The sequence below is a fragment of the Microbacterium sp. LMI1x-1-1.1 genome (assembly GCF_040676205.1).
Lineage (GTDB): Bacteria > Actinomycetota > Actinomycetes > Actinomycetales > Microbacteriaceae > Microbacterium > Microbacterium aquilitoris.
In genome coordinates this window covers 1304658-1327449 of sequence record NZ_JBEGHM010000001.1, presented here as the reverse complement: position 1 = coordinate 1327449, position 22792 = coordinate 1304658, and the positions used below count along the sequence as shown (strand labels likewise).

At 70.7% G+C, this 22792-nt stretch carries 21 protein-coding genes; 10 read left to right on the top strand and 11 right to left on the bottom strand.

Going from position 1 to position 22792, the window contains the following annotated elements; translation table 11 throughout:
• The first annotated feature begins 85 nt into the window (after positions 1–85).
• The 5 genes from MRBLMI1x_RS06465 (at position 86) to MRBLMI1x_RS06445 (ending at position 7595) form a co-directional block, all read left to right on the top strand.
• Positions 86–1264: an ROK family transcriptional regulator gene (locus tag MRBLMI1x_RS06465; RefSeq protein ID WP_020098167.1), complete on the top strand. Its 1179-nt coding sequence runs from the start codon at positions 86–88 to the stop codon at positions 1262–1264.
• Between the two features lie 109 nt (positions 1265–1373).
• A complete protein-coding gene (locus MRBLMI1x_RS06460) occupies positions 1374–2735 on the top strand; it encodes an extracellular solute-binding protein (protein ID WP_363457354.1) in 1362 nt (453 codons plus the stop codon).
• Positions 2736–2739: 4 nt separating this feature from the next.
• On the top strand, positions 2740–3684 hold the full coding sequence (locus tag MRBLMI1x_RS06455) for a carbohydrate ABC transporter permease (RefSeq protein ID WP_018187014.1): 945 nt from the start codon (positions 2740–2742) through the stop codon (positions 3682–3684).
• Complete coding sequence (locus tag MRBLMI1x_RS06450; protein WP_363457350.1) at positions 3681–4556, top strand: carbohydrate ABC transporter permease; 876 nt, start codon at positions 3681–3683, stop codon at positions 4554–4556. Before MRBLMI1x_RS06455 ends, MRBLMI1x_RS06450 begins: the two co-directional genes overlap by 4 nt.
• Positions 4557–4601: 45 nt before the next feature.
• The gene (locus MRBLMI1x_RS06445; protein ID WP_363457347.1) at positions 4602–7595 is read left to right on the top strand and encodes an alpha-mannosidase; all 2994 of its coding nucleotides are present in this window, start codon (positions 4602–4604) and stop codon (positions 7593–7595) included.
• Between the two features lie 6 nt (positions 7596–7601).
• Here MRBLMI1x_RS06445 and MRBLMI1x_RS06440 read toward each other — a convergent pair whose 3' ends face one another.
• From MRBLMI1x_RS06440 to MRBLMI1x_RS06425, 4 genes are read right to left on the bottom strand one after another with little or no spacing between them, the layout of a single operon-like run.
• Positions 7602–8681 carry a DNA glycosylase AlkZ-like family protein gene (locus MRBLMI1x_RS06440; RefSeq protein WP_363457344.1) on the bottom strand — a complete coding sequence of 360 codons (1080 nt, stop codon included), beginning with the start codon at positions 8679–8681 and terminating at the stop codon, positions 7602–7604.
• A gap of 32 nt (positions 8682–8713) precedes the next feature.
• Entirely contained in the window at positions 8714–9445 is a 732-nt protein-coding gene (locus tag MRBLMI1x_RS06435; protein WP_116228283.1) for a sulfurtransferase, read from the bottom strand.
• 41 nt (positions 9446–9486) lie between these two features.
• Positions 9487–10425 (bottom strand): aldo/keto reductase, encoded by a 939-nt coding sequence (locus MRBLMI1x_RS06430; protein WP_363457340.1) that lies wholly within the window; start codon positions 10423–10425, stop codon positions 9487–9489.
• Positions 10426–10467: 42 nt separating this feature from the next.
• On the bottom strand, positions 10468–10830 hold the full coding sequence (locus MRBLMI1x_RS06425; protein WP_363457337.1) for a winged helix-turn-helix transcriptional regulator: 363 nt from the start codon (positions 10828–10830) through the stop codon (positions 10468–10470).
• Positions 10831–10938: 108 nt separating this feature from the next.
• Between MRBLMI1x_RS06425 and MRBLMI1x_RS06420 the strand changes: the two genes are divergently transcribed.
• From MRBLMI1x_RS06420 to MRBLMI1x_RS06410, 3 genes are all read left to right on the top strand, one after another.
• Positions 10939–11799 (top strand): SDR family oxidoreductase, encoded by an 861-nt coding sequence (locus MRBLMI1x_RS06420; protein WP_363457334.1) that lies wholly within the window; start codon positions 10939–10941, stop codon positions 11797–11799.
• 76 nt (positions 11800–11875) lie between these two features.
• Entirely contained in the window at positions 11876–12916 is a 1041-nt protein-coding gene (locus MRBLMI1x_RS06415) for an LLM class flavin-dependent oxidoreductase (protein WP_363457331.1), read from the top strand.
• A gap of 41 nt (positions 12917–12957) precedes the next feature.
• On the top strand, positions 12958–13800 hold the full coding sequence (locus tag MRBLMI1x_RS06410; RefSeq protein WP_363457328.1) for an alpha/beta fold hydrolase: 843 nt from the start codon (positions 12958–12960) through the stop codon (positions 13798–13800).
• Here the strand turns inward: MRBLMI1x_RS06410 and MRBLMI1x_RS06405 are convergent.
• Genes MRBLMI1x_RS06405 through MRBLMI1x_RS06385 form a run of 5 tightly spaced genes read right to left on the bottom strand, consistent with a single transcriptional unit; the run spans position 13767 to position 18381 of the window.
• Positions 13767–14612: a siderophore-interacting protein gene (locus MRBLMI1x_RS06405; RefSeq protein ID WP_363457325.1), complete on the bottom strand. Its 846-nt coding sequence runs from the start codon at positions 14610–14612 to the stop codon at positions 13767–13769. The genes MRBLMI1x_RS06410 and MRBLMI1x_RS06405 overlap by 34 nt on opposite strands.
• Entirely contained in the window at positions 14609–15424 is an 816-nt protein-coding gene (locus MRBLMI1x_RS06400; protein ID WP_363457322.1) for an ABC transporter ATP-binding protein, read from the bottom strand. Before MRBLMI1x_RS06400 ends, MRBLMI1x_RS06405 begins: the two co-directional genes overlap by 4 nt.
• Complete coding sequence (locus MRBLMI1x_RS06395; protein WP_018187002.1) at positions 15417–16463, bottom strand: FecCD family ABC transporter permease; 1047 nt, start codon at positions 16461–16463, stop codon at positions 15417–15419. Before MRBLMI1x_RS06395 ends, MRBLMI1x_RS06400 begins: the two co-directional genes overlap by 8 nt.
• On the bottom strand, positions 16463–17467 hold the full coding sequence (locus MRBLMI1x_RS06390) for a FecCD family ABC transporter permease (protein ID WP_363457318.1): 1005 nt from the start codon (positions 17465–17467) through the stop codon (positions 16463–16465). Before MRBLMI1x_RS06390 ends, MRBLMI1x_RS06395 begins: the two co-directional genes overlap by 1 nt.
• The gene (locus MRBLMI1x_RS06385) at positions 17464–18381 is read right to left on the bottom strand and encodes an iron-siderophore ABC transporter substrate-binding protein (protein ID WP_363457315.1); all 918 of its coding nucleotides are present in this window, start codon (positions 18379–18381) and stop codon (positions 17464–17466) included. Before MRBLMI1x_RS06385 ends, MRBLMI1x_RS06390 begins: the two co-directional genes overlap by 4 nt.
• A gap of 117 nt (positions 18382–18498) precedes the next feature.
• Here MRBLMI1x_RS06385 and MRBLMI1x_RS06380 point away from each other — a divergent pair, with 117 nt between their 5' ends.
• Positions 18499–19323 (top strand): HAD-IIA family hydrolase, encoded by an 825-nt coding sequence (locus tag MRBLMI1x_RS06380; protein ID WP_018186999.1) that lies wholly within the window; start codon positions 18499–18501, stop codon positions 19321–19323.
• 24 nt (positions 19324–19347) lie between these two features.
• Here the strand turns inward: MRBLMI1x_RS06380 and MRBLMI1x_RS06375 are convergent, their stop codons facing one another.
• Positions 19348–19845: a DUF427 domain-containing protein gene (locus MRBLMI1x_RS06375; RefSeq protein ID WP_363457311.1), complete on the bottom strand. Its 498-nt coding sequence runs from the start codon at positions 19843–19845 to the stop codon at positions 19348–19350.
• A 73-nt stretch (positions 19846–19918) separates the two neighbouring features.
• Between MRBLMI1x_RS06375 and MRBLMI1x_RS06370 the strand changes: the two genes are divergently transcribed.
• Positions 19919–20542, top strand: a complete 624-nt coding sequence (locus tag MRBLMI1x_RS06370; protein ID WP_018186997.1) for a helix-turn-helix transcriptional regulator — start codon at positions 19919–19921, stop codon at positions 20540–20542.
• Between the two features lies 1 nt (position 20543).
• Here the strand turns inward: MRBLMI1x_RS06370 and MRBLMI1x_RS06365 are convergent, their stop codons facing one another.
• Complete coding sequence (locus MRBLMI1x_RS06365) at positions 20544–22655, bottom strand: serine hydrolase (protein ID WP_363457308.1); 2112 nt, start codon at positions 22653–22655, stop codon at positions 20544–20546.
• Between the last annotated feature and the right edge of the window lie 137 nt (positions 22656–22792).

Below are 22792 nucleotides of genomic sequence, written 5' to 3'. Positions count from 1 at the left end.
AACCGCCCCTCGGAGCAAAGCAGGTTCACCCATGGCCAGACGCGGCGCAAATCAACCCAGCGTCGGTGGTTACAACGAAGCGGTCGTGCTGGACCAGATCCGTCGTTCGCACGGCCACAGCCGTGTCGAGCTGGCCGACACCACCGGCCTGTCCGCGCAGACCGTCTCGAACATCGTGCAGCGACTCCTCGACGCGGGGATCGTGGAAGAGGCGGGGCGCACCAGTTCCGGCCGGGGCAAGCCGCGCACGACCCTGCGCCTGGTCGGCAGCAGCCGCTACGCGATCGGCGTGCACCTCGATCCCGGTCTCATCACCGTCGTCGTCCTCGGGATCGACGGCGACGTCGTCAGCCGCCACGCGCGAGCGACCCCGACGGCGCAGGACCCCTCCGACACCGTCGACGTGCTCATCCAGGACATCGAGATGGTCCTCACCGAATCGGGCATCGACCGCACTCGCATCGTCGGCCTCGGCATCGCCGCCCCCGGTCCCATCGACGTGCACCGCGGCATCGTGCTGGATCCGCCCAACCTGGCGGGGTGGCACCGCGTGCCCCTGCGCGACGCGATCGCCGAGGCGACGGGCCTTCCCGTCGTGCTCGAGAAGGACGTCACCGCCGCCGCGGTGGCCGAGAAGTGGACGGACGAGGCCGACGGCGCGCAGAACTTCGCGTTCCTCTACCTCGGCACCGGTCTCGGCGTCGGCCTCGTCATCGGCGACGAGGTCGTCCGCGGCGGGTCGGGCAACGCGGGCGAGATCGGCCACATCGTCGTCGACCCGGACGGCCTTCCGTGCGCGTGCGGACTGCGCGGCTGCATCGCCGTCAGCTGCGCACCGCTTCCCCTGATCGAAGAGGCCGAGCGACGCGGAGTCATCCCCGCCGAGCGCCCCGACGACCACCCGACCGGGGTGGACGCCGCGATGACCCGACTCGTGGCGCTGGCAGAGGCGGGCGACCAGGGTGCCGACGAGCTCTTGCGCCGGTGCAGCGAGCATGTGGCGCGGGCATTGGCCGTGGTGTCGAACCTGCTCGACGTCGACCGGATCGTGATGGGCGGACCGCTCTGGGACCGCGTCGGCCAGATGTTCACCGACACGATCCCGGCCCGGCTCGACGAGCTGCGTGCGGCCCGGGGCGTGCACCCCGTGACGGTGTCCGGAACCGTCCTGGGATCGGACGTCGGAGCGATCGGAGCGGCCTGCCTGATCCTCGACGAGGCGCTCACCCCGCGGACGACGTCGCTGCTGGTTCCGTCGGCGTGATCCCAATCACGTCACGGTCTCCGGTGCGCCTTGACTCACGTAATTCCAGCCATTTGACTTACGGGGTCCGGACATCGGGTACGGGCGTCATGGTCAGCAAGGGGGCCCCGTGAGAATTCGCACCGCCATCACGTCCATCGCCGCAGCAGCCGCTGCCGTCCTCGTTCTCGGGGGGTGTTCCGCGGATCCCGGCGGATCCGAGGGCGACACCGTGACGGTCGTGTACGTGAAGACGAACGCGTTCACCGCGATGGACACCCTCATGAAGACGGCGAAGAAGGAGTTCGAGGCATCCCACGACGGGATCACCGTCGACCTCGAGCCGATCACCGCGAGCGACGACGACTACAAGACACGTCTGCAGCTCTCGCTCGCCTCCCCCGACACGGCACCGGATGTGTTCTACGAGGACTCCTTCTCGGTCCGCAGCGACATCGAAGCGGGCTACCTGCTGGACCTCGACGACAAGGTCGGCGCGTGGAAGGACTGGGAGCAGTTCGACGAGAACGCCCGCACTGCCGGCGAGGGCGCCGACGGCAAGGTCTACGCGCTGCCCCTGGGCACCGACACCCGCGTGATCTGGTACAACAAGGACGTCCTCTCGAAGGCCGGCATCGCGTTGCCATGGCAGCCCGAGAGCTGGGACGACATCCTCGCCGCCGCGGCGCAGATCAAGAAGAGCCAGCCCGACGCGGTGCCCTTCAACATGTACGCCGGAACCGGCACGGGCGAAGGCACCGTCATGCAGAGCTTCTACGAGCTGCTCTACGGCACTGGCGACGGGACCGGCCTCTACGATGACGAGTCCGGCAAGTGGGTCGTCGGCTCGCAGGGCTTCGTCGACTCGCTGACCTTCCTGCAGACCCTCTACGACGAGGGCTACGCCGTCAGCCCCGACAAGGCGCTCGACCCCAACGTGTGGCAGTCGGTCTTCGGAGACATGTTCCCTAAGGCGACCCTCGGCGCGACGGTCGAAGGCTCGTACACGCCGTCGTTCTGGGCGGAGGGCGGCGACTTCGCGTGGCCCGAATACGCCGACAAGATGGGCGTCGCGCTGTTCCCGACACAGGACGGTCAGGAGCCGGGAGGCGTGAGCATGTCGGGCGGGTGGACGCTCGCGGCCTCGGCCCAGACCGACGTCCCCGACCTCGCGTTCGAGTTCATGACGACGGTCGTCAACGAGAAGAACGCGCTCTGGTACGCCGTCAACAACTCGCAGATCGCCGTCCGAAAGGACGTGGCCGCGGACCCGGAGTACCTCGAGGCGAATCCGTTCGTGAAGGCGGTGACGGATGCCGTCTCGGTCACCCACTTCCGCCCCGCCAACAGCGACTACCCGCAGATCTCCGTCGCAGCCCAGGAGGCCACGGAAGCCGTCATCACCGGACAGCAGTCCCCCGCCGAGGCAGCCGCCGCATACGACGACGCCGTCCGCAAGATCGCCGGCGACGACGGAGTCGTCACCGGGTGAGCGTATGACGACGACCCTCGCACCGCCCCCCGACCCGGCCGTGCCCGCCCGCCGGCGCGCGCGCACGCGGGTCGGGTCGCGTGCGACACCGGCACGAGCCGTTCCCCTGCTGCCCGCCGTCGGCCTGCTCCTGGTCTTCCTGGCCGGACCGATCGTGTGGGCCGTGGCGGGCTCTCTGACCGATCGCGCCCTCACCGGGGTGAGCGCGGCGAAACCAGAGTTCGTCGGCCTCGACAACTTCACGCGGCTGTTCGCCGATCCGGTCCTGCCCTTGTCGGTCCTGCTGACCGTCGTGTTCGTCGTGGGGTCGGCGATCATCGGACAGAACGTCCTCGGGATGCTGCTCGCCGTCCTCTTCCGCGCCGGGAGCCGGGCCGTCGCCGGCACCGTCGGTGTGGTCGTCGTGACCGCCTGGGTCCTGCCCGAGATCGTCGCGGCGTTCGTCAGCTACGCGTTCCTCTCGGCCGACGGCACGCTCAACGGAGTGCTGTCGCTCGTCGGCATCCAGGGCCCGAACTGGCTGTACTCGCTGCCGCTGCTCGCCATCATCCTGGCCAACACCTGGCGCGGCACGGCGTTCTCGATGATGATCTACCGCGCGGCCCTCGACGACGTGCCGCCCGAGGTGACCGAGTCGGCCATGATCGACGGCGCCGGCACCTGGAAGCGACTCCGGTTCATCACCCTCCCCATGATCTCGGGCACGATCTTCACGAACCTGCTCCTGACGACCCTGCAGACCCTGTCGGTGTTCACCCTCATCTGGGTGATGACCAAGGGCGGCCCCGGCGACCTGTCGTCTACGCTGCCGGTGTTCGCCTACTCCCAGGCGTTCTCGTTCGGCGACATCGGCTACGGCAATGCGATCGCGATCGTCATGCTGGCCCTCGGCGCGGTGTTCTCGCTCGCGTACGTCGTCTCGCTCCGTCGACGGGGCGGCGTCGGGTGAGCGCCGCGACCGCGACGCGCCGACCGCGGCGGGCGCCGAGCGTGGCCTCGCCGCGCCGTCGTGCCACCCGGTTCTGGGCGAACCTCGTCCTCATCGTCATCGGCCTGCTGTTCGCCGCGCCTCTCGCGTGGGTCATCCTGGCTTCGATCGACTCCGCGGCGACCTACCGGGTCGCCTGGCCGGCACAACCGACGCTCGACAACTTCACCGACGTCCTGACGCCGGAACTCACGCTGCGCCCTCTCGTCAACAGCCTGCTGCTGTCGACGGGAGCAGCCGTCGTGACCGTCGTGACGGCCGTCCTCGCCGCCTATCCGCTGTCGCGCTACCGGTCCCGCTTCAACGGGCCGTTCCTCTACTCGGTGCTCTTCGCGAGCTGCCTGCCGATCACGGCGATCATGGTGCCGGTCTACAGCCTGTTCGTGCAGCTGCGCCTGATCAACCAACCGTGGGCGGTGACGCTCTTCCTCGCGGCCAGCGCACTACCGATGGCGCTGTGGATGACGAAGAACTTCATGGACTCCGTCCCGGTCAGCTTGGAGGAGGCCGCCTGGGTCGACGGCGCCAGCGCGATGCGGGCCCTGTTCACGGTCGTCGTCCCCCTCATGCGGCCCGCTCTCAGCGTCGTCTTCGTGTTCGTCTTCCTGCAGGCGTGGGGCAACTTCTTCGTCCCCTTCGTGCTGCTCCTGACCCCCGACTGGCAACCCGCCGCCGTGTCGATCTACGCCTTCTTCGGGCAGTACGGCGCCGTCGCCTACGGCCGTCTGGCCGCCTACTCGCTTCTGTACTCGGTCCCCGTCCTCGGCCTCTACCTGATCGTCACCCGCGGTCTCGGGGGGGCGTTCGCGCTCTCGGGTGCCGTCAAGGGCTGACCAGCACAGCCCCTCCTCCCGCCGCCTCTCTCCCGAAGGAACCCCATGCACCGCAACGACCGCCTGGCCCTGCAGCGCATCGACCGACTCGCCGGCGACCGCCTGCCGCCCGCCCTCTACCGCGAGACCGCTCCGCTCACGATCACCGCGTGGGAGGTGCCGGGCGAGCCCGTCCCGTTCGCCGAGGCGATCCGGCAGACCTACGATCCGGTGTCGGTGGGCGTGGCGTGGGGACGTCCGTGGGGCACGGTGTGGTTCCACGTCACCGGGAGCGTCCCGGCGTCCTGGCGGGGGACGAGCGGGACGCATCCCGAACTCGTCGTCGACCTCGGCTTCGACGCGTCCGGTCCCGGCTTCCAGGCCGAGGCGCTCGTCTTCCGCCCGGACGGCTCGATCGTCAAGGCCATCGAGCCGCGGAACGCCTCGGTCCCCGTCGAGGGCGACGAGATCGACCTCTGGATCGAGGCCGCCGGCAACCCCAGCGTCGCCGGCACCTTCACGTTCGCGGCCACTCCGCTCGGCGACCGGCGGACCGCGGGAGACGAGCCCATCTACCGGCTGCGTCGGCTGGAGCTCGGCCTTCTCGATGAGACCGTGTGGGAGCTGCAGCAGGACATCTGGACGCTCCGCGGTCTCGTCGACCAGCTCGAGCCGAACCGTACGCGTCATGCCCGGGTCCTGGCCGCCCTCGGCCGCGCCGTCGACGCCGTCGACCCCGACGACGTCACGGGCACCGCCGAGGCGGGGAGGGAACAGCTGCGCGCGGTGCTCGCGGCCCCGGCATCCGCCTCGTCGCATCAGCTGACCGCGGTCGGTCACGCGCACATCGACTCGGCCTGGCTCTGGCCCATCCGCGAGACGGTGCGCAAGGTCGCCCGCACCTTCTCGAACGTCCTCGACCTCATCCGCACCGAGGACGACTTCGTCTTCGCCGCGTCATCCGCCCAGCAGTACGCCTGGATGAAGGAGCACTACCCCGAGCTGTTCGGACGGATGAAGGATGCCGTCGCCGCCGGACGCTTCGCCCCGGTCGGGGGCATGTGGGTCGAATCCGACACGAACATGCCGGGCTCCGAAGCCCTCGCCCGCCAGTTCGTCGAAGGCAAGCGGTTCTTCCTCGAGGAGTTCGGCGTCGAGCCGCTCGAGGTGTGGCTGCCGGACTCGTTCGGCTACTCCGCGGCACTCCCCCAGATCATCCGGGCCGCCGGGTCGCGGTGGTTCCTCACGCAGAAGATCTCGTGGAACGAGACCAACCGGATGCCGCACCACACCTTCCTCTGGGAAGGCATCGACGGGACCCGCGTGTTCACACATTTCCCTCCGGTCGACACGTACAACTCCGAGCTGTCGGCCGCGGAACTCGCCCTCGCCGAACGCCAGTTCGCCGAGAAGGCGGATGCCTCGCACTCCCTCGTCCCGTTCGGGTGGGGCGACGGCGGTGGCGGGCCCACCCGCGAGATGATCGCCGCCGCGCGCCGTACGGCCGACCTCGAGGGGTCGCCGCGCGTGCACCTCGGATCACCGTCGCAGTTCTTCTCCGAGGCCGAGGCCGAGTACAGCGACCCGCCGGTGTGGTCGGGCGAGCTGTACCTCGAATACCACCGGGGCACCTACAGCGCCCAGGCGCGCACCAAGCGGGGCAACCGCCGCAGCGAGCACCTGCTCCGCGCGGCAGAGCTGTGGGCGACACTCGACACCGTCCGCACCGGAGCCGCCTACCCCGCCGAGCGCCTGCGCTCGCTGTGGCAGACGGTGCTCCTGCACCAGTTCCACGACATCCTGCCCGGCACGTCGATCGCCTGGGTGCACCAGGAGGCCGAGGCGACCTACGCACGCGTCGCGGCGGAGCTGCAGGAGATCATCGACACCGCCCTGCGCTCGCTGACCGGCGAGGGCGATCGGCAGCTGACCGCGAACGCGGCGCCGATGTCGCTGGCGGGCGCGCCGGCGCTCGCGGTCGCGGACGAGGCATCCGTCCTGCCCGTGGTCCCGGAGCCTGACGGTGACGGGTGGGCGTTCCGGCACGAGCGGTTCCACTGGGCGATCGACGCGCGGGGGCTCGTCGTGGGCGCGGTCGACCTCACGACGGGCCGCGAGCTCATCGACCCGGCCTTCCCGGGCGGCGTGCTGCAGCTGTTCCGCGACACCCCTCGCGAATGGGACGCCTGGAACATCGACGCCGAGGACGGCGCCCTCGGGACGACCCTCACGGATGCGGATGAGGTGGTCGTCGACGGTGCGGACCTCGTCGTGCGGCGGCGCTTCGGCGCGTCGGAACTCGAGCAGCGCTACCGCGTCGACCCGTTCTCGGGCGCCCTCGAGATCGCCCTGCGCCTCGAGTGGCGGGAGCGGCAGAAGATGCTCAAGATCGCCTTCCCGCTGCGGGTGCGCGGCGAACGCACGGAGTCCGAGATCCAGTTCGGTCACCTCTCGCGCCCCGTCCACGCGAACACGACGTGGGATGCCGCGAAGTTCGAGACCGTGGCGCACCGGTGGATCCGCGTCGTCGAGGGCGACTACGGCGTCGCGGTGGCGAACGACTCCTCGTACGGCCACGACGTGCAGCGCGCACCCGGCCCCGACGGCGGAGCCCGGACGGTCGCGCGCGTGACACTCGTGCGCGCGCCCCTGTTCCCCGACCCCGAGGCAGACCAGGGCGCGCACGAGTTCCGACTCTCCGTCCTGCCCGCCGCGACCGTTGCGGGTGCGATCGGCGAGGGCCTCCGCCTCAACCTGCCTCCCTTCGCGGTGCAGGGTGCGGGCGAGGTCGCGCCGCTGCTCACGATCGACGACCCCGGTGTGATCGTCGAGGCGGTCAAGCTGGCGGACGACGGCTCCGGAGACGTCATCGTGCGTCTTTACGAAGCGCTCGGCTCGGCACGGTCGGCGCAGCTGACGGCGGGCTTCGAGACCTCGACGGTCACGCAGACCGACCTGCTCGAGCGCGGGATCGAACCGACCGCGCTCCGCGCGTCATCGGGGACGGTCCGGCTCGACCTGTCGCCGTTCCAGCTCGTCACGCTGCGTCTGGCGCGCTGACCCGGATCACTCCAGCCCGCGGACCGGGACCCCGAGCCACTCGCCGAGGTCTCGGATCTCGGCGTGCACCATCTCGCGCTCGTCCTCATCGATCGGGGCGAGCTCGTGGACGGCGGCGACCACGAGGGTCTCCTTCTTCTTGTCGAGCGCCGCGTCGAGGAGGCCGACGAAACGATCGCCGACGAGGATGGGATGCGCGAAGTAGCCGTAGACCCGCTGGTGCTTCGGCTTGAACTGCTCGAGGACGAAGGTGAAGTCGAACAGTTCGGTCAGCCGCGGCCGGTCGAAGAGCATCCGGTCGTACGGGTTGAGGATCGCCGCACGGCCTCCGGGATCGGCATCGAGCGCCGCGATCGCTTCGGGGTCGACGCGCCAGCGCCATGAGCTCCCCTCCACCTCGGCCTCGTCACCGGCCGTGCCGACGCCCGACCAGGACGATTTCTGCCGTGCGATGCCGAGCGCCTGCAGGCGGCGGCCCATGAGCACCTCTTCGGCGTCGGTGGGGCTCATCGCGGCATCCGTCCCCGCATAGACCCGCTCGGGCAGGTCCCACACCCGCTGGCGTCCGACTCGCCCGCTGATCGCGACGTCGCCGAGGTACGACAGGAGTTCCAGCATCCGAGGCACCTGATTCGCCCCGTACCAGCCGCTCTCGTTCTTCGCCTGGACCGCGCTCGTGTCGGGGATCTCCGACGCCTGCAGCGGGCCGTCGCGGTCGAGGCGCCGCAGGATCTCGGCACGGAAGTCGGCGTTCGCATCGAGGTACTGTCGCGTCGCGCCGCCCAGCCTGCGTGTCGGCATGATCGCCCGGAGCGCGGGGAGGAGGGATGCCGGGCGGAAGTGCCCGTCGTACTCGAACAGCAGGCGGTCCGTCTCCACGGCTTTGGACAGCTGTCCCGGCTCGTACGCCCAGCCGATGCGCGACCAACAGATCGACTGCTCGCTGGGGGCGATGACGGCCGTCGGGTCGATCTTGATCGCGGCGATCTGCTCGGCGACCTCGACGACGTCGCCGGGCCGCTCGGCGTCGAGCAGCTGCGCGCGCACCGCGATGCGGCGGGCCTCGTCCCTCGTGAGCCGGTGCATGGGATGAGGCTAGCCCCGACCTCCGACGCGGGTCAGCCCGTGGGCTGCAGCGACGCGTCGACGGTGCGGCGCTCGTCGAAGACGAAGCAGTCGCCCTCGAACCCGTCGGCGCCGACATGCTCGAAGTAGCCGAGGATGCCGCCCTCGAGCTGGCGGGCGTCGATCCCGTCCTCGCGGAGGACGAGCGCAGCCTTCTCGCACCGGATGCCGCCGGTGCAGAAGCTGACGACCGTCTTGCCGACGAGCTCGTCGCGGTGGGCCGAGGCGGCTTCGGGGAACTCGGTGAACTTCTCGATCCGCCAGTCGAGCGCGCCCGAGAAGGTGCCGTGGTCGACCTCGAACGCATTACGGGTATCGAGCAGAACGACCTCGCGCCCGTCGTCGTCGACCCCCGCGTCGAGCCAGCGTCGGAGCGTCGTCGGGTCCACGGCGGGGGCTCGACCGACTTCGGGTCGGATCGCGGGACGATCCATCCGGATGATCTCGCGCTTGTGCTTGACGAGCATCTTGCGGAACGGCTGCTCGTCCGACCAGCTCTCCTTCGTCGTGAGCGCGGCGAAGCGCTCGTCCTCACGGAGCTCGTCGACGAATCCGCGGACGTCCTCGGCCGGTCCGGCCAGGAAGAGGTTGATGCCCTCCTCCGCGAGGAGGATCGTGCCGCGGAGTCCCCGAGCCTCCGTGCGCTCCTTCAGCACAGGACGCAGCGACGCGGGGTCGGCGATGTGCGTGAAGAGGTAGGCGGAGATGTTCAGGACGGATGCCACCCCACCAGGGTAATCGCGGGGCGGCATCCGTCCTTCGGAACTCAGCCGACGAACGGGGCGGAAGCCGCGTCGAGGGCGGCGACCTCGTCGGCGGTGAGGTCGATCGTCGCGCCGGCGATGAGAGCGTCGACCTGGTCGACCCGCGACGCCGACGCGATGGGGACGGTGCCCTTCGCGCGCAGCCAGGCGAGGGCGACGGATGCCGGTGCGACGTCGTGCGCCGCTGCGACGTCGTCGAGCGCCGAGAGCACGGCGAGTCCGTCGGGGGTCGCGTAGGCCGCGGCCGATCCGGCACGCGGCGAGGACTGACCCGACGCGTCGGTGGAGCGGTACTTGCCCGTGAGGAACCCGCTGGCCAGGGCCGAGTACGGGACGACCGTGAGGCCGAGCTCCTCGGCGACGGGCTTCACGTCGCGCTCGATCGCGCGGTCGACGAGGTTGTACCGGGGCTGGGTGACGATCGGCTCCGCGACGCCCTGTTCGCGGGCCAGGCGCACCCACTCACGGGTGTTCTCGGCGGAGAAGTTCGAGATCGCCGGGTAGCGGATGAGGCCGTCGGAGACGAGCGCACCGAACGCCGCCACGGTCTCTTCCAGCGGGGTCTCGTCGTCCTCTGCGTGGGCGTAGTAGACGTCGATCGTGTCGACGCCGAGCCGCGTGAGCGACGCCTCGGCTCCGGCCCGCACGTTGGCCGCCGACAGACCGGGGAACTCGGGGTGCTTCGAGACCTTCGTGGCGATCACGACGCCGGACGGTCGTCGCGCGGCGATCCACTCGCCGAGGATCGTCTCGCTCTCGCCGCCGGAGTTGCCCGGCGCCCAGGCGCTGTAGACGTCCGCCGTGTCGACGAAGTCGCCGCCGGCAGCGGCGAAGGCGTCGAGGACGGCGAAGGAGGTGTCGCGGTCCGCCGTCCATCCGAAGACGTTGCCGCCGAAGGACAGGGGGAACACGGTCAGGTCGCTCGTACCGAGAACAGTCATGGTCACGATCCTGACACGATGACGGATGCCCGGGGCCGGACCTCAGCGACGGACGATGTCGTCTGCGTTCACCTGGATCCACGTCATGAGCGGCATGACGCGCTCCATCAGCTCGAGGCCTCGGGGGGTCAGGGAGTACTCGACCCGCGGCGGGACCTCGGGGTACGACGTGCGCGCGACCAGGCCGTCAGCGGCGAGGGTGCGGAGGGTCGTGGCGAGCATCTTCTCGCTGATGCCGTCGACGCTGCGACGCAGTTCACCCCAGCGAAGCGTGCCGTCGGTGAGCGAGAGGAGGACGAGGATGCCCCATTTGCTCGTGATGTGGTCGAGCACAGTGCGGGTGGGGCAGGCCTCCGTAAAGATCCCCGGCGACTCCTGCTGCATCTGCGCGTAACTGACGGACATGTCAGCAGCTTACCTGAAGGTGGGTACCCCCCTTGAGGAATGTTTCGGGTCCCGATGCGGGTTCCCTCTCGTGTCGCGCATCTCGCTCGATCACCGAAAGGACTCGCCATGACCATCCTCGTCACCGCCGCCAGCGGACAGCTCGGCCACCTCGTCGTCGACGCCCTCCTCGCCCGCGGCGCCTCTCCCGACAGCATCGTCGCTGGTGCCCGCACCGTGGCGAGGGCCGCCGACCTCGCCGACAAGGGCGTCCGCGTCGTTCCCCTCGACTACAGCGCACCGGAGTCGATCGACGCCGCACTCGAGGGCGTCGACAGCGTCCTGCTGATCTCGGGCTCGGAGCCGGGCAGCCGCCTGGCCGGGCACACCAACGTGATCGACGCCGCGGCCCGCGCCGGCGTGAAGAAGCTGGTCTACACGAGCGTCTCGCACGCCGACACCGTCGATCTCGTCCTCGCCCCCGACCACAAGGCGACCGAAGAGGCCATCGCGGCCAGCGGCATCCCCGCCGTTCTCCTCCGCAACAACTGGTACATCGAGAACTACGCCGGCGACCTCGCCGGTGCCGCCCAGACCGGCGTGCTCTCGGCTGCCGTCGGCGACGCCGCGGTCGCTGCCGCCGCCCGTGTCGATTTCGCCGAGGCGGCCGCGGTCGTCCTGCTCGAGGACGGCCACACCGGGCGGACCTACGAGCTCGCCGGCCCCCGCGCGACCTACGCCGACATCGCAGCCGCGATGGGCGAGGTCCTCGGTCGCGAGGTCGCCTATGTACCCGCGACGCCCGAAGAGCTGTCAGCCCGCTTGGCCTCGTTCGGGCTCGACGAGGGCACGGTCGGCTTCGTCGTCGCCCTCGACGCCGGGATCGCCGGTGGCGCCCTCGACGTGTCCGAGACGGACCTGACGGACCTCATCGGACGCCCGACCACGTCCTGGGTCGACGCCCTGCGCGCGGTCGCTCCCACGAGCTGACGCGCTCCGCACGTTCCGCGGCCGCGGCATCCATATTCAAAGGAATGGATGCCGCGGCCGCGGCGTTGTCACCGGTATGCAGAGTTTCGGAACGCTGTCCTTCGGCCATTACGGTCCCCTCGGCGGGGGCCGCGAGCTCACCGCCGGCGATTCGCTGAAGCAGGCGATCGACCTCGCGCAGGGCATGGACGAGCTGGGTGTCAACGGCGCCTATTTCCGCGTCCACCACTTCGCGCGCCAGCAGGCGTCGCCCATGCCGCTGCTCGCCGCGATCGCCGCACGGACCTCGCACATCGAGGTCGGGACCGGCGTCATCGACATGCGCTACGAGAACCCGCTGTACCTCGCCGAAGAGGCGGCGGCCCTCGACCTCATCAGCGATGGGCGCCTGGCCCTCGGCGTGAGCCGTGGCTCACCCGAGAGCGTCGTCCGCGGTTACGAGACGTTCGGCTACACCGGTTCGGAAGACCCCCGCGGTGCCGACCTCGCTCGTGAGCACTTCGACCTGTTCCTGCGCGCGATCGACGGGGAGGGTCTCGCCGAGAGCGACCCGCACAGCCCGTTCGGCGGCGGACAGGGGCTGCAGCGGATCGAGCCGCACTCCCCCGGGCTGCGCTCGCGGGTGTGGTGGGGAGCGGGCAACCGCGACTCGGCCGAGTGGGCGGGTCGGATGGGCGTCAATCTGATGTCCTCGACTCTCCTCACGTCGGCGGACGGGCGACCGTTCGACATCCTGCAGGCAGAGCAGATCGACGCCTTCCGCACGTCGTGGCGCGAGGCCGGTCACGCCGGTACGCCTCGGGTCTCGGTGAGCCGCAGCATCTTCCCGATCACCACGGCGGAGGACGCCATGTACTTCGGCGGACGCTCGGACGGTGACCAGATCGGCATCATCGATGGGATGCGCTCGACGTTCGGCAAGACGTACGCCGGCACGCCCGACGAACTCGTCGAGCAACTGCAGCACGACGCCGCAGTGCGAGAGGCCGACACCCTCATGCTGACCATCCCCAGCCAGTTGGGTGTCGCCTTCAACCTGCGCCTCGTCGAGTCGTTCGCACGCCACGTGGCTCCGTCGCTGGGCTGGGTCCCGACGAACGCGGTCGCCACCGCCTGACGTCGAACCCCGTGCAGGACCGCATCGGCTAGCGTGACCCCGTGGCGATCACCCGGCGGACCGTGTCTCGCGGCGACGTCGATCTGTCCGTCCTCGACGCGGGCGGAGAGGGTCGACTTCTCATCCTTCTCCACGGCCTGGCCGGGAGTGCGACCGAAATGATCGCGACAGCCGACGCACTCACGGATTCCTTCCACGTCGTCGCCCTCGACCAGCGCGGGCACGGACGGAGCACGCGACGACCGGCGGACCTCTCGCGCTCCGCGTTCGTCGATGACGTCGTTGCAGTGATCGACCTGTTCTCGGCCGCGGAGCCGGCGACGCTCGTCGGTCAGTCGATGGGCGCGCACACCGCGTTCCTGACCGCTTCGGCCCACCCCGATCGCGTCTCGGACCTCGTCATGCTCGAAGGTCATGCGCAGGGAGGACGCCCCGGCGACGCTGCGGCCGTCGGCACCTTCTTCGCCTCCTGGCCGACACCGTTCGCCGACCCCGCCGCCGCGCTCGCGTTCCTCGGCGACTCACCCCTTTCCTGCGCCTGGATCGCCGACCTCGTGGATGCGGACGGTGGCCTTTCTCCGCGATTCGACGCGGACGTCATGGCGACCACCCTCGAGGACGTCCATCGACCTCAGTGGACGGCGTGGGAGAGCCTGACCGTGCCGACCCTCGTCGTGTTCGGGAGGGACGGCATGTTCAGCGCGGCGCAGCGCGACGAGCTGATCGCCCGCCGCCCGCAGACACGTCGTGCCGACCTCACACGGGGAAGTCATGACGCGCACCTCGATGCGACGGACGAGTGGATCGCCGCCCTTCGCCGGCACCTCGTAGGCGTCCACCCCTCCCCCGCTCAGCCGACGAGCGGGCCGCCCTCGCGCCAGTAGCCGAGGAACGACATCCGATCCTTCGGCACACCGAGGCGGCCGGTGAGCAGGCGCCGGAGCGAGGTGACCGTGCCGGACTCGCCGGCCAGCCAGACGTAGACCTCGCCGCTCGGCAGATCCGCCGTGGCACCCGCCCACGCCGCGACGGCACGCGCGAGACCCCCGGCATCGTCGCGGTCGATGCGCTGAGCGCGGTGAGGTGCGGCGACGTGCGGTGACAGCAGGTCGTCCGCCGGAGCCGCGGCATCCACCATCACGTCGGCGACGACACCGTCGGGCAACGCCGACACGATGTTGCGCGCCGCGGGGTACGCGGTCTCGTCCGCGACGAGCAGCACCCGACGTGCCGAACCCGGATGCCAGTGCAGGCCGTACCCCGTCCACCCCATGCGGCGGTCGGGTCCGGTCACGACGAGGCGGTCGCCGGGGCGAGCAGACGCAGCCCACGCAGACGCCGGCCCTGCCGGGGTGTGCAGGTAGACGTCGACGTCGATCTCGCCGTCGTCTGCTCGGATCGCGGCGGGGGTGTACGTCCGGAGCACGTTCCGCTCGGTCTCGTCGAGCTCCTTCCACCGCGTGTACCAATCGGAGGGGTGCGGCGTCGGCTCGTCGAGCAGGCCGAAGTCGGCGAGGCCGCCACCGGGGAGCGGCAGGACGAGCTTGATGCGCTGATCGAGACCCCACTCCGCGAAGTTCCGCAGTGCGTCGCCTCGCAGCGTGATCCGGATGAACCTCATGCTCAGCCGCACGGTCGCGGCGACCTCCACCTCGAAGGCGCTGTACGCCCAGGGACGCTCGAGGACTGCGGTCATGGTCGGACCTCCGTGACGTGGGGCGCACGGAGCGGGACGACGAGCGGCCCTCCCGTGACGGGATCGGGGATGACGGTGTTGGCGAGGCCGAAGACGGCCGACACGTTCTCGCTCGTGACGACCTCGGCAGGCGGCCCTTCGGCGATGACCCGCCCGTCGCGCATGGCGACGACGGTCGTCGCGTAGCGCGCCGCCTGGTTGAGGTCGTGCAGGACGGCGACGATCGTCCGACCCTGCTCGTGGAGGGCCGCAAGGAGTTCGAGCAGTTCGACCTGATGCGCGACGTCGAGGTACGTGGTCGGTTCGTCGAGGAGAAGAACCTCGGTCTGCTGCGCGAGGACCATCGCGATCCACACCCGCTGGCGCTGCCCGCCCGACAGTGCGTCGACCGGCCGGTCCGCCAGCTCGGTCGTCCCGGTCGCGGCGAGCGCCTCGACGACGGCCGACTCATCGGCGGGCGACCAGGGTCGCAGCATCCCCCGATGCGGATACCGGCCCCGCGAGACGAGGTCGCGCACCGTGATCCCCTCGGGCGCGACCGCGGTCTGCGGCAGAAGCCCCATCCGCCGCGCGAGCGTCTTGGCGGGGATTTCGGCGATCGACCGGCCGTCGAGGACGACCTGCCCTTCCTCTGGTGCGAGCAGGCGCGCGAGACCGCGCAGAAGCGTCGACTTGCCGCACGCGTTCGGGCCGATGACGACGGTGAACGAGCCCGGTTCGATCTGCAGCGAGAGCTGGTCGACGATGCGGGTGTCGGCATAGGCGAAGGAGGCCTGCTCGACGGTGAGGGAAGCGGGTGGGCGATCAGGCACGGCGACGGAGCTCCAGGACGATGACGGACAGAAGGTAGAGGCCGCCGACCGAGACGGTGACGACGCCGACGGGGAGGGGCGCGGGCAGCGCGTGCTGCGCGACGAGGTCGGAGGCGAGCAGGACCGCGGCTCCGAGGAGGGCCGACAGTCCGAGCGGCAGCGACGGCGTGCGCGCGAGGCGGCGGGCGATCTGCGGAGCCGCCAGGGCGACGAAGGCCACGGGGCCTGCGACGGTGGTCGCCGCCGACACGAGGCCCACCCCCGCGAGCAACGCCAGGGCCCGGACGGCGTGCGGACGCGCCCCCGTGGCCGCGGCGAGATCGTCCCCCAACTCGAGCTGTCGCATCCGTGGGACGAGGCAGAACGCCCCCACGACGATCGGCACAGCGGCCACGAGCGCCCCGGTGACGGGGCCTGCGGAGACGCCGTTGAGCGATCCGGCACCCCACGCCGATGCGAACATCGCGGTCTCGAGTTCGACCTGCAGCAACAGCCAGGTGTTCAGCGACGCCAGCATCGCCGAGACCCCGATGCCGACCACGACGATCCGAAAGCCCTGCAGTCCGTCGCGCGAGGCCAGCATCTGGATGACGAGTGCCGTCACGAGCCCGCCGACCAGCGATCCGGCGACGAGAGCCTGCCAGCTCGCGGACACGAGCACGAGCGTCAGGAGCATGCCGCTGAAGGCACCGCTCGAAAGTCCCAGGATGTCGGGACTCGCGAGCGGATTGCGGGTGACGGTCTGGAACAGCGCACCCGCGATGCCCAGGAGCGCCCCCACCCCGACCGCGGCGATCACGCGCGTCAGCCTCCAGTCGACGACCACGGTGTGTTCGATCCCTTCGCCGCCGCCCGCCAGGATCGTCGGGATCCGCTCGAGCGGGACGGGGAAGTCCCCGAGGATCAGACCCAGGGTGACCAGCACGACCAGCACGACGGATGCCGCGACCCCCACCGCGAGCACGCGCCGCCGCCCGGCGGCGACGGACCGAGCCGGTCGCCCCACTCGGCCCGCACGGTCCACGACGGTCGCGACCATCACAGGGCCCTCGCCGTCCGTCGACGCGCGAGCGCGATGAGGAGCGGGGCTCCGACGAAGGCGACGACGACCCCGACCGGGACCTCGGCGGGGGCGATCACGACGCGGCCGAGGATGTCGGCGGCGAGCACGACGACAGGGCCGGCCAGCAGCGACAGCGGCAGAACTGCACGCTGATCGGGTCCGACGATCCACCGCACGACGTGCGGGATCATGAGGCCGACGAACGAGATCGGCCCCGCGATCGCGGTGGCAGCCCCGGCGAGGAGGGTGACCGCCAAGATCACTCCGATCCGGATGCGGCCGACGTTCACTCCCTGCGAGCGCGCGACGTCGTCGCCGAGCGCCATCGCGTTGAGTCCGGGGGCGAGCGCGAACGCGAGGACGGCACCCGCGGCGACGAAAGGGGCGATGGCGCCGAGGTCGTCCAGCCCTGCTCCGAGCAGGGACCCCGCGTTCCATCCGCGCATCCGGTCGAAGGCTTCCGGGTCCGTCAGCGTGATGGCGGTCGTGATGCCCGACAGAACGGCGCCGAGCGCGACACCCGCGAGGATGAGGCGAACCGGTCCGCCCGGCCCGCTCGCACCGATCACGGAGACCGCCATGGTCACCAGCAGCGCGCCGGCGAAGGCGGGCCAGACGACCTCTCCCGGGTCGGACAATCCGAACAGGGACACGCCGAGCGCGACGGCGAACGCCGCCCCCGCACCGACCGCGAGGAGCCCGGGATCGGCGAGGGGGTTGCGCGTGAACGCCTGCATGAGCGCTCCGGCCGCGCCGAGCGCCGCGCCGGCGATGAGGCCGACGACCGTGCGCGGCACCCGCAGGTCCCAGACGACGAAAGACGTCTCCCTCGTCCCCCTGCCGGCGAGCGCGTCGATCACCGCCGGCGGGGCGAGCGGGTTGGCGCCGAGCGCGAGCGACGCGATCACGGCGACGGCGAGGATCGCCGCGACGACACCGACGCTGAGGATGCCTCGACCCGGGCGCGTGGTGACGGTCACCGGTTCGCGGAGAGGTACCGCTCGATGTCGCCGAGGACGGCCTCGGCCCCCTTCGGGCCGACGCCGGACACCCACGTGCTGGTGTCGACCAGCGTCGCATCGGGGAACGCGCTGGCGACCGCAGCGGGGATCGCGGAACGGTCGTCGACGTCCGCCGCCGTCACGAAGACGTGATCCGCCGTCGCCGACGCGATGTTCTCTGGCGACAGGTCCGCCTGCAGGCCGTCCTCCCATTCCCGGTCGGGGATGGTGAAGCCGACGCATTCGAGCAGGCTGCCGGCGAACGAGACCGGGCCGTAGAGGCTGAGCGTCGTCTCGTCGCGCGGGCGGATGAGCTGCACCGTCTGACCGTCGAGCGCGTACTCGCTCTTCAGGCGCGCGCATTCATCGTCGACACCGGTGAGGAGGCCGGCGACCTCGTCCTCACGGCCCAGCGCCTCGCCGATGAGCGTGGCGTTCTCGCGCCACGGGTCGGCCTGCGAGGCGATGAAGACCGTCGGGGCGATGGCGCTCAGCTGCTCGTAGAGTTCTGAATGCCGCGACTCGGTGCCCAGGATCAGATCGGGCTTCAGCGCCGCGATCGCCTCGAGGTCGGGCTCGGGGACGGTCCCGACGGGAGCGACGTCCGAGACCCCGAGGTACGAGGGCAGTTCCGTCACGTTCCCCGCGACGGCCGCACCCACGGGCGTGATGCCGATGGCCACCGCCGTGTCGAGCTCGAGCGGCTCGAGCGTCACGACGCGCTCCGGCTGGTCGGGCACGTCGGCCGTGCCGCGGGCGTGCTCGACGGATCGCGTTCCCGGGGCCGCGGATCCGCCCGCCGATTCGGGCGCGGTGGCGGCGGTGCATCCGGCCAGGGCGAGAGCGATCATCCCGGCCGCGGAGGCGAGGACCAGTCGTGAGCGTGGGGACATGGTGAGCAGGGGCCTTTCCTTGGAGCTAAGTAAGGACAGCCTAACCAAAGTCGAGCCATGGACCGGACCGCCATCCCCCTACCCGGGCCGAACGAGCCGCGGGCGTAGGGTGAAGGCATGCGGACCCGGGCGGACATCGAGTGCTGGCTGACCGACATGGACGGCGTCCTCGTCCACGAGAACACGCCGATCCCGGGCGCCGCGGAGCTCCTCGAGCAATGGCGCGACGACGGCACCCCGTTCCTCGTCCTCACCAACAACTCGATCTTCACGCCGCGCGACCTCAGCGCACGGCTCCGCGCCTCGGGCCTCGTGGTCCCGGAGGAGTCGATCTGGACGTCGGCCCTCGCCACCGCGGACTTCCTCGCCTCGCAGAAGCCCGGCGGCACGGCTTTCGTCATCGGCGAAGCAGGTCTCACGACCGCGCTCCACGAGGCGGGCTTCATCATGACCGAGACGAGCCCCGACTACGTCGTCGTCGGCGAGACGCGGAACTACTCGTTCGAGGCGATCACCAAGGCGATCAGGTTCATCGGTGCCGGGTCGCGGTTCATCGCCACCAACCCCGACGCAACCGGGCCCTCGACCCAGGGGGTCCTGCCCGCGACCGGCGCGATCTCGGCGCTGATCACCAAGGCGACCGGCAAAGAGCCCTACGTCGTCGGCAAGCCGAACCCGATGATGTTCCGCTCGGCGCTCAACCGCATCGGCGCCCACTCCGAGAACACCGGCATGATCGGCGACCGCATGGACACCGACGTCGTCGCGGGCATCGAGGCGGGGCTCCACACGGTGCTCGTCCTCACCGGCATCAGCGACAGCGCCGAGATCGAGCGCTACCCGTTCCGTCCCGACGAGATCCTGGGCTCCGTGGCCGATCTCGTCCGGCAGGAGCCGCGCGAGAGCGACTCCCCCGACGCGCAGCCGTCGCTCGGGCTCTGACCGCCGGGGTCGCTCAGGGAGGGGTCACCACCCCATCGACCCCGCGATGCCCTTAAAGGGTCCCACCACCTGAGCGGTGATCCACCCGCCGTAGAACCGCCCCGGCTGCGGAGTGACGACCTCGCCGGCGACAGTGCACTCGTCCATCTCCTGCGCGTACACCGCCACGCGATCGGCGAGCTCTTCGTAGCCGAGCTCGGGGTTCGGATAGTTCCACGCCGCGCCGGGCACAGTCCGCCCGCCCCCGTGGACGTCGAGGTAGCGCGCGGCGCCCTTGAACTCGCAGAACGACGCTCCCGGCGCCCGCGTCAACGCGCCCGGGACGAAGTCAGCGATGGGCAGGTAGTAGACGGGCGGATGACTCGTCTCGAGGACCCGCAGCGCTCCCTTCGTGGCGACGATGCGTTCGCCGCCGAGGGTGATCGTCACGGTCCCGCGGACCGGCTCGACGCGAGGGGGTCGGGGATAGTCCCAGACGCTCTCCTGTCCCGGGCCGACGGGGTCTGGAGTGGGGTGCCGCATGCCCTCCAGATTAAGGGCGGAATCTCATCCTGGGGCCGCCTCCGAGCACCGGGCATCCCGCGATAATGGAGCCATGACGGCCCGGCGCCCGACGGCCTACAACGCGATCTCCACGTCCTCGCGCGTGGCGATCCTCCATCTGCTGCAGACGACTCCGCAGCAGACCGTCGGCGAGCTCGTGAAAGCCACCGGACTGCACCCCAACACCGTGCGCGAGCACCTGCAGCGCTTGATCGAGCGCGGCTTCGTGGCCACCGAGGTCGAGAATCGCACCATCCGCGGACGCCCCCGCGTGTTCTACCGCGCGGTCGACGGTGCGAGCGTGTCGAGCCCCGAGCACCGTCGCAAGGTGCAGGCCGCGGTCGAGCGCGGCGACCTCATGCGCCGCGTCATGCCCGAGACCGCGGGGACCCTCACGGGCGAGGAGCAGCATCAGCTCGATGCGCTCGTCGAGCAGCTCCTCGACGGCGGGTTCGATCCGGAGATCGACGAGGACGGCCTCACGATCGATCTCACTCCGTGCGCCCACGCCGCCGACCAGGCAGATCACCGCGAGACCCTGTGCGAGGTCCACCTCGGGCTGATGCAGGGGGCGCTCCGCGAGGCGGGCGGACCGCTCGCCGTGGACGGCATGCGTTCGTCCTGCGACCCGCAGCAGTGCGTCATCCAGCTGCTTCGCCGGCGCCCCGACGCGTGAGTCAGTAAGCGAGGTTGCTGCGCACGGACGAGTACCAGATCCACGCGTAGCCGCCGCGGTAGTGCATCTTGTACCAGTGCCGCTTCGAGTCCGAGACCTGCAGCGGTGTGCCGACGGGCACCGTTCCGCCGACCGCGCCGCCCGCGCTCTTCCGCCACGTCGCGTTCTTCGTGGTCCGCACGTGCAGGTCCGAATGGTTCGCGGCCGCGCCGAAGGAGCCGTTGACGTGCGAGTAGACGGTGCGCGCGATGTCGCGGATGCCGGCCTTCGACGATCCGGCGTCACCGATGACCGTGAGCACGAAGGTCCCCTTCGGGCCCCGGATGATCGCCGTGTCCGCCTGGAGCAAGCCGCCCTTCACCCAAAGGGAGCCGGGCTTGGACGCCTGCCATGCGGAGGCGGGTATGCCGTTCGGGATGCGGGAGCGGAACAGCTGCGTGTGCATGAGGTCGAGCATGAGCGCCCTGCTCGACGCGCTCAGGAGCTGCTTCTTCTCGATCCGCGACAGCAGCAGGCTGAGGTCGTTGGACGTCGTGCGGTTGCCGCCGTAGAGGACGTCCTGCCCTTTGAGGACGCGCCCGTAAGAGGTCTGGCCGTACCCGCCGGCGGCGATCTGCTTGTTCAGGTTGGAGATCCCGATCCAGTGGACGAGGTCGGTGTGGCAGTAGTTGTCCGACATCCAGATGAGCTCTCGCAGGCACTCCTTCACGGTCAGCCCCGAGGACAGCTTCGTCGACAGCGACGCCTGCTTCTTGTCCACCCGGGTCAGAGCCGCCCAGGCGACGAACAGCTTCATCATGCTGGCCGGCTCGCGGCGGGTGGCACCGGTCACTCCCGACACGACCTCCAGCCCGCCGATCTGCCGCACGGTCACGGCGTACGACGATGACGGATGCCGCTTGGTCGCCGCCGTGATCTTCGCGCGCAGCGTGTCGGCGGCAGCGGTCCGGACGGCCGTGCACCCGTCGCCGGAGATGACCGTCGCGTTGAGCCGGCTCGTCGAGCCGATCGCGAGGACGGAATCCTTGCGCCGGTCGAGCATCGCTGCGGCGGCATCCGATACGCACTCGGTGCGGGCGTAGAGGAAGGGCTGGCGGAGCGCACCGGCGACCGCCGCCGCCGTGCCGGTCTCATAATTGGGCGCGTCCGCGCCCGAGACGACGACGGCGCGGGTGGTCGTGGCGGGGTACTCTCCGGCGGCCGAGACGGCCATCGCCTCGTTCGTCCCGCCGGGAAGGCGCCGGACGCTGATGCCTGCGGCCCTGATCTTGTCGACGAAGTTCCGACCCATCATCGACATCACGTTCGTGAGGACGACCTCCTTCGCCCCCACCGCCCGGAGCGCGTCCATCGTCGCGGTCGACGCCGTCCCGCGGCCGTCGACCGCCATGAAGCCCGCGCCGGTGGCGTTCGCGGCCGCAGCGGCGATCGGAGCGGTGCCCATCGTGCGACCGTCGGCCATGTACACCCGCTTCACCGGGCCCTGGAATCGGAGGACCGCTCGCGACAGCGCGTAGGTGTCACCGCCGGCGATCCGCTCGACCGGAGCGATGGCGCCGAGCAGGCCCGCCACCTTCGTCCCGACGGAGGCCGTCGACCCGACGACGAGGATGCGGGTGGGCCGCAGCCGCTTCAGTTCGGCCGTGATCGCGGCGGGGATCGCATCGGGCGCGACGTAGAGGAGGGGTGCGCGGCGGGCGCCGGCGAGGTAGGCCGCGGTCTGCGCGTCGTGACGCTTGGCGGCCGAGACGACGACCTCCGTGCTGCCGTCGGGGAAGAGCGTGCGGCTCGCTGTGATCGTCTGGTCAGCGGCCGTCGGCGCGCTGATCCGCGTGATCGAGGGCATGCGCGGGGCCGGGGGCGCTGCCAGGCGTGCACCGGCATCCGGCGAAGGTGCGGGGGTCGGCGTCGGCGTGGGCGACGGCGACGGCTTCGGGGTCGGAGCGACCGTCGGCTTCGGGGTCGGCGTCGGCGTTGGCGTCGGCGTCGGCGTCGGAGTCGGGCTCGCGGTGGGAGTGGGGGTCGGCGACGGGGTGGGGACGGTCCCGGCCGCGGCCGGTCCCGCGGTGAGGATCAGCACCGCGGTCACCCAGACCGCCGTGAGCGCTGTCATCCGCCGCATCATCGCGGGAACACGGGAGGATTCGCCACGAGTCATGTGGCCCACCGTAGGGGGCGGAGACCGCTCCCACCATGGGGGTGGTGCGGCGCGGCGGCATCCGGGTGTTTTGCACGGCCCGATCCGATCCC

Coding starts and splice junctions, on each gene's coding strand:
- MRBLMI1x_RS06455 (WP_018187014.1), top strand. CDS start 2,740: ATGACGACGACCCTCGCACCGCCCCCCGACCCGGCCGTGCCCGCCCGC.
- MRBLMI1x_RS06445 (WP_363457347.1), top strand. CDS start 4,602: ATGCACCGCAACGACCGCCTGGCCCTGCAGCGCATCGACCGACTCGCC.
- MRBLMI1x_RS06440 (WP_363457344.1), bottom strand. CDS start 8,681: ATGCACCGGCTCACGAGGGACGAGGCCCGCCGCATCGCGGTGCGCGCG.
- MRBLMI1x_RS06430 (WP_363457340.1), bottom strand. CDS start 10,425: ATGACTGTTCTCGGTACGAGCGACCTGACCGTGTTCCCCCTGTCCTTC.
- MRBLMI1x_RS06425 (WP_363457337.1), bottom strand. CDS start 10,830: ATGTCCGTCAGTTACGCGCAGATGCAGCAGGAGTCGCCGGGGATCTTT.
- MRBLMI1x_RS06420 (WP_363457334.1), top strand. CDS start 10,939: ATGACCATCCTCGTCACCGCCGCCAGCGGACAGCTCGGCCACCTCGTC.
- MRBLMI1x_RS06415 (WP_363457331.1), top strand. CDS start 11,876: ATGCAGAGTTTCGGAACGCTGTCCTTCGGCCATTACGGTCCCCTCGGC.
- MRBLMI1x_RS06405 (WP_363457325.1), bottom strand. CDS start 14,612: ATGACCGCAGTCCTCGAGCGTCCCTGGGCGTACAGCGCCTTCGAGGTG.
- MRBLMI1x_RS06395 (WP_018187002.1), bottom strand. CDS start 16,463: ATGGTCGCGACCGTCGTGGACCGTGCGGGCCGAGTGGGGCGACCGGCT.
- MRBLMI1x_RS06385 (WP_363457315.1), bottom strand. CDS start 18,381: ATGTCCCCACGCTCACGACTGGTCCTCGCCTCCGCGGCCGGGATGATC.
- MRBLMI1x_RS06380 (WP_018186999.1), top strand. CDS start 18,499: ATGCGGACCCGGGCGGACATCGAGTGCTGGCTGACCGACATGGACGGC.
- MRBLMI1x_RS06375 (WP_363457311.1), bottom strand. CDS start 19,845: ATGCGGCACCCCACTCCAGACCCCGTCGGCCCGGGACAGGAGAGCGTC.
- MRBLMI1x_RS06370 (WP_018186997.1), top strand. CDS start 19,919: ATGACGGCCCGGCGCCCGACGGCCTACAACGCGATCTCCACGTCCTCG.
- MRBLMI1x_RS06365 (WP_363457308.1), bottom strand. CDS start 22,655: ATGACAGCGCTCACGGCGGTCTGGGTGACCGCGGTGCTGATCCTCACC.